1 protein-coding gene is annotated in these 223 nt (G+C 64.6%); it reads right to left on the reverse strand.

The genetic code is table 11. The annotated features are described in order from the left end of the window. Positions 1–223 (reverse strand): type VI secretion protein IcmF/TssM N-terminal domain-containing protein (locus SLS51_RS23970; protein ID WP_323840940.1); only part of this gene is annotated, 223 nt, incomplete at both ends.

Genomic DNA, 223 nt, shown 5'->3' on the forward strand with positions numbered 1-223 from the left:
CAGATTCGGTTCGGCCAGCAGGACCTCGTCAAACAGCGCGTGGGTGAAGTAGGGCGCGGTGTCCGCCACCGGCCAGGTGGGAAAAGCCTGCGGCCCCAGGTGATACTGCACCGCGGCAGACTGGGTAAAAATGTCATCCATCTGGCCGATTTGTTTGGACGAGGTGAGATAAACCCCCCGCAGGCCCGGCTGTGCCGGGCCGCCGTTGTCGAGGAGCCCCTCC

The sequence above is a fragment of the Photorhabdus africana genome, assembly GCF_035181445.1.
GTDB lineage: Bacteria > Pseudomonadota > Gammaproteobacteria > Enterobacterales > Enterobacteriaceae > Photorhabdus > Photorhabdus laumondii.